The organism is Areca yellow leaf disease phytoplasma (assembly GCF_041920595.1).
On sequence record NZ_CP169277.1, the window covers coordinates 215,949 to 221,352 of the forward strand.

A 5,404-nucleotide genomic window follows, 5' to 3' on the forward strand; every position below is an offset into this window, starting at 1 on the left:
ACTTTTCGGGGTTTAAAAGCAAAACCCCCAACAAAGCGCGTTCGGCTTCAATCATCTTTTAAACTCGGCATTGTAGATGGGTATAAAAATACCCCTTCAAGGGTTTAGTTTCTATATTGATTAAAAGTTTTTCTTCTTTAATTGTTCCGTCAGAATTGTAATAGGTTTCTTTTAATGGTTCTTCTGTTGTGGAATCGTATTCAGTAATACAGTCAACTGTTCCCGTCTTTGTTATACCAAGTTGTTTTAATAAAATTCCATGTATCAGAAGTGTGTTCGTGAATACACAAATTGTTTTACCATCAACAAAATAAGTAGTTGTATTTTTGATAATTCATAATATTTATTCCTTTTTATATTTTTAATTTAGTAATTGCTTTGTTTTTGATAAATTTTATTTGTGTTGCGGATAAATTTAACATTTTACCTATATTTTTGTTGGAATACTCAATTTGAGGGGATTGGTTTTGGTTTTTTAAAGGAATCCCAAAACTTAATCTAATAATCTCGAATTCTTGGGGATTTAAAATAGATTTGATTGTTTGAATAAACAATTCGTGATTAACTTGGTTTATCCAAATTTGATGAGGGTTTAGATTATAGCGCCCGTTGATATTAATAGATTGGTGTTGTTTTTCTTCAAAAGGAATATTACTTACTTGTTTTTCTTTCCTAAACGCCTCTCTGGAAGTTGAAGTAGCTTGTAGGCCTCTAATAAGTTCTGTGATTTCACCTTTAATTTTGGGATTGCATAAAAAATGAAGTCATAACCTAAATCTTGATAATTATTTAAAGCTTTGATTAACCCTAAAATTCCTTCTTGATATAAATCTTCTCTTTGAATCGCTTTAGGGAAATATTTAAATTGTTTAACTATTTTTTTTAATAATGGTAAATGCATTTCGATTAATTGATCGCGAATTGCTAAATTCTTTTTATTTTTTAAAAAATCTTTAAATAATTTTTGTCTTAACATTTTATTCCTTTCTAAAAATATTTTTTAGAAAGATAAGAAAGTATTTTTAGTCTTGAAAAGAAAAAAGACTAACTTAATAGTTAGTCTTCAAAAATTTTAAAAAGTAAAAAGTGTCTAAAGTTTTGGAACACCTCACTATTTGCTATTTGTTTATTTACCTAATAATAAATCGTTAAAAGAAAAAATATCATTAGAAGAACAATTAGAACCAAAACAAAATATAAAAAATAATTCATTAAACGCAAAATAATAAAACATCATTTATAATTACAACCCCAAACTATTTACTTAGTTTGGGGTTTTTTATATCCAAATAACTAACTATAAATAAAAAACATCTTCCAAATTAACTAAAATTAAAGAAAATCACTAAAACACTTGACTATTTCATCTTTTTTTTTTTTTTTTTTATAAAATATTAGTGATGATGGTAAAACAGATGTAGCTAAAATAATTAAACTAATCCTTGCCTTTTAGAGAGGCTTTTTCTAAGTAATTCTTTGCTGTTTTAAAGAAAGAAAAAGCAGGCGATTATTAATTATTTGTTTACACAAACTTACCTTAAAAAAGGAGAGTTTACAAATGTCACGTTATACAGGTTCACTTTGGAAAGTTTCAAGACGCCTTAATTATTCGGTTTCAGAAACTGGAAAAGAATTACGCAAAAGAGCTTATGGTCCAGGACAACACGGTCAAAAAAAGTTAAATTAAGTGATTATGGGCTTCAATTGCAAGAAAAACAAAAATTACGTTTTACTTACGGCGTATCAGAAAAGCAATTTCGCAAAACTTTTGATAATGCAAGCAAACTAAAAGGGATTCATGGTGAAATGTTTTTAGTACTATTAGAATCTCGTCTTGATAATGTAGTTTATCGTTTAGGATTTGCCAAAACAAGAGCTCAAGCAAGACAATTAGCTAATCACGGTCATATTTTAGTAGATGGAAAAAAGTAGATATTGCTTCTTATCGTTTAAAACCAGGGCAAACAGTTACTTTAAGAGAAAAATCTAAAAATCTAAATGTTATTCAAGAAGCTGTAAATAGTAAGTTTGTTCGCGCAGATTATGTTTCTTTAGATAAAGAATTAGTGGGTAAATATGTAAGATACCCTCAAAGAAACGAATTTTTACCAGATATTAACGAACAATTAATAGTTGAATATTATAATAGATAACTTAAACGCCCTTTAATAGGGTTTTTTTTGTGTATTTGGAATATATAAAATAGTAGTTAATTAGTTGTCATTGTATAATAAAAAACAACCAAAACTAATTTATTTATTAATAATCCATAATTAAGATAACTAATTACATAAAATAATAATTATAAAACAAATATAATAGTATATATATAAACTAACACACCCCCCCACCCAAAAAACTAACCAAAAAAATTATTGTCTATAATAAACATAGCTTTTTTATATTATAATATTAACATTTTACCCTAATTATCAATTATTAAAGTTTCAGTTTTTAATTGTTTTTGATTAACTTTAACTTTTAAAAATCTCAAAAAAGGAATTGATTAATATGAAAAAAGTAAATTTAAAACGCCAAGAAACAATTGATTTTTTTAAAAAATATGAGTCAAAAATCCTTAAGAACAAACTCTACAAACCCTTAATTCTTCTTTGCAAGGATTAGATCAAAATCAAGTAATGTTGCATCAAAGTTTGTATGGTAAAAATATTTTATCCCAAGAAATCAAAACCATTTTTACTAAACAATTACTCCAAATTGCAATTACTCCTTTTAATATTGTTTTATTAATTTTAAATCTTATTTCTTTGGACAATGATGTTATTACTCCCAGTCCAGAAAATAGAAGTTATGCTACTATTATAACTACTATTTTAATGTTTTTGAGTTCTGTCATTGTCCAATTTAGTCAAGAAAGTAAACATTTAAAATTACTTCTCAATTAAAGGCACTTTGGTACAAGGCCACAACTGCGGTTAAACAGAATAATTCTAAATTGGAAATCGCTTTAGAAGAAGTAGTAAGAGGAGATATTGTTATTCTTTCGGCAGGAGATATTATTCCAGCTGATATTAAATTATTAGAAACTAAAGATTTTTTGTAAAACTACTACTTTTACTGGTGAATCAGAACCAGTAGAAAAATGGCGTGTGCTTTTTTACAAAGTGAAACTATTTTAGACGATCCTAAATTAGTTTTAGCAGGTTCAACTGTTATTTCTGGTTATGCTACAGGTATTGTTTTAGTAACCGGAAAAGATACTTATTTGGGTAATATCAGCCAGAAATTAATAAAAAAATCCCTTTCACACTTAGATCAAAGTAGCAATACCATTGCTAAATTACTTATGATATGTATTTGTTTAATGGCGCCTTTAGTATTTTATTCAACTTTAAAACCTCAAAATACTTTATACAATCATTTCTTTTGCTCTTACTATTGCCTTTTGGACACCTCCTAAAATGCTTCCACTTAATTGTTCGCTACTTCTTTTTCTAAAGGAATTGTTGCTTTATCCAACGCAAAGTAATTGTTAAAAACCTAAATGCTATTTCTAGTTTTGGAGCAATGAATATTTTATTTACTGACAAAACAGGAACCCTTACGAAGACCAAATCTTTTGGAAAATTTCTTAGACCTTAATGGCAACAGAAGATATCCGTGTTTTGCGTCATGCCTATCTGAATAGTTTTTCAAACAGGGCTTAAAGTTTAATTGATAAAGCCATTATTGCAAAACCAAATAATACTTTAAATCTACATCCTTCTTTTGCAGGGAATCACCGAACAATTTGCAAAATTGATGAAATTCCTTTTGATTTTTAAAGAAGAAAAATAGTGTATGCAAGATGTTTTCCCAAAAACAACAAATGATTACTAAAGACTTAATTGAAGAAATACTGCTATTTGCTTTGATCATCTTGAACTTGAAGGCAAGTTGTTCCTTTAAGTGACCAAAGCAAACAAATGATCTTGCAACAAACCGCAACTATAATCAAAAAGGTTATCGCGTAGTTGGAGTAGCCCAAAACTTATCTCAAAATCCCAAAACCAAAAACCCTGTTTTACTCCTGGACAAATTGAAGAAAAATCAATGGTTTCTAATCGGATTGCTACTTTGGGCCCCGGTAAAGAAAAGTTCAACCCAAACTATTATAACAGCAAAGTCATTGTTAAAATCCTTACAGGAGACAAACGATGTTCTTACCAAAGCTATCGCCCAAAAAATTAAATATTTAAAACAACTTATTGTCTTCAAGAGTATGCATCGATAATTTAAGTGATGATGCTCTTTATGAAGCTTCTCAAAACTAATCCTTTTTACTAAATTATCCCTGAACAAAAACTAAAGATTGTATCTGTTTTTTAAACAAAAAGGCAATATCGTTGCTTTTTATGGAGTGACGGAATTAACGATGCTTCTGCTATGAAACAAGCTAATTTAGGTATTTGTGTTGATAGTGGTGCTGAAATTACTAAAGAAATTGCAGATTTTTCAGTATTTTTTGTTAGAAAAACAACTTATCGTTTTAGAACAAGGAGTTGTAGAAGGAAGAAAAACTATACTAACGCCTTAAATACATTAAATTTACTCTATCTTCTAATTTTACTTGATTCCCTCAGTATTTTGCTTGCTAGTTTATGTCTTAATTTTCAACCTATGATAGTTTTACAAGTTTATTTTTTGGAGCCTTATCTATGATTTGATTTGTTTTGCTATTCCTTTTGATAATGTTGATGATATTTATTTACAAAAACCACACCAAATGGGATTTTGCAAGTATTAAAAAGTTTTATGTTATGGTTTGGTTTTTCTTTTCACCAGAACCAATTATACATATTGGAAGGCTAGGATGAAAATATACATTCAAGCCGTAGACTTTCATTTATGAAAAATTATTTTAAAAGGACCTCACACACCCACTGTTAGAATCAATGATATTGAGGTTCCCAAACTGGAAGAGGAATGGGACAAAAATGATATGAAATTAGCTGAGCTGAATGCCAAAGCTATGAATTTACTTTATTATGCTTTGGATCCAAATGAGTTTAACAGAATTTTCACTTGTAATTCAACTAAAGAAATTTGGGATAAGCTTGAGATCACACATGAAGGCACATCACAAGTTAAAACTTCAAAAATCAATCTTCTTGTGCGCAAATTATGAATTATTCAAAATGGATCCTAGTGAAACTATATCTGCTATGTATACATATTTCTGATATTATCAATGGTCTTAAAAGTCTTGGTAGGACTTATACTAATGCTGATCTAGTTCAAGTTTTGAGATCCTTGCTAGATAAATGGGAAGCTAAAGTGATAGCTATTCAAGAGGCAAAGGATTTGAACACCCTACCATTGGATGAGTTGCTTGGATCATTAATTACTACATGAAAGTTAGCCATGCAACAAAGAACTGATGAAGATTACAGAAAAGCTATAA

4 protein-coding genes and 3 pseudogenes are annotated in these 5,404 nt (G+C 28.5%); 5 read left to right on the forward strand and 2 right to left on the reverse strand.

Features of this window, described 5'->3' with window-relative positions; translation table 11 throughout:
• Window positions 1-58: 58 nt before the first annotated feature.
• On the reverse strand, window positions 59-334 hold the full coding sequence (locus tag ACEW7V_RS01260) for a DUF2963 domain-containing protein (RefSeq protein ID WP_374695738.1): 276 nt from the start codon (window positions 332-334) through the stop codon (window positions 59-61).
• Window positions 335-353: 19 nt separating this feature from the next.
• Window positions 354-976, reverse strand: a pseudogene (locus tag ACEW7V_RS01265) (sigma-70 family RNA polymerase sigma factor).
• A 582-nt stretch (window positions 977-1,558) separates the two neighbouring features.
• On the opposite strand from ACEW7V_RS01265, the pseudogene rpsD reads away from it, so the two are divergent.
• The 5 genes and pseudogenes from rpsD (at window position 1,559) to ACEW7V_RS01290 (ending at window position 5,128) form a co-directional block, all read left to right on the forward strand.
• Window positions 1,559-2,153 (forward strand): annotated as a pseudogene (gene rpsD, locus ACEW7V_RS01270) (30S ribosomal protein S4).
• A 459-nt stretch (window positions 2,154-2,612) separates the two neighbouring features.
• Complete coding sequence (locus ACEW7V_RS01275) at window positions 2,613-2,906, forward strand: cation-transporting P-type ATPase (protein WP_374695628.1); 294 nt, start codon at window positions 2,613-2,615, stop codon at window positions 2,904-2,906.
• Window positions 2,907-2,956: 50 nt separating this feature from the next.
• Window positions 2,957-3,421: pseudogene (locus ACEW7V_RS01280) on the forward strand (hypothetical protein).
• A gap of 965 nt (window positions 3,422-4,386) precedes the next feature.
• Window positions 4,387-4,662, forward strand: a complete 276-nt coding sequence (locus ACEW7V_RS01285; protein WP_374695629.1) for a hypothetical protein — start codon at window positions 4,387-4,389, stop codon at window positions 4,660-4,662.
• Between the two features lie 280 nt (window positions 4,663-4,942).
• Window positions 4,943-5,128, forward strand: a complete 186-nt coding sequence (locus ACEW7V_RS01290; RefSeq protein WP_374695630.1) for a hypothetical protein — start codon at window positions 4,943-4,945, stop codon at window positions 5,126-5,128.
• Window positions 5,129-5,404: the final 276 nt, after the last annotated feature.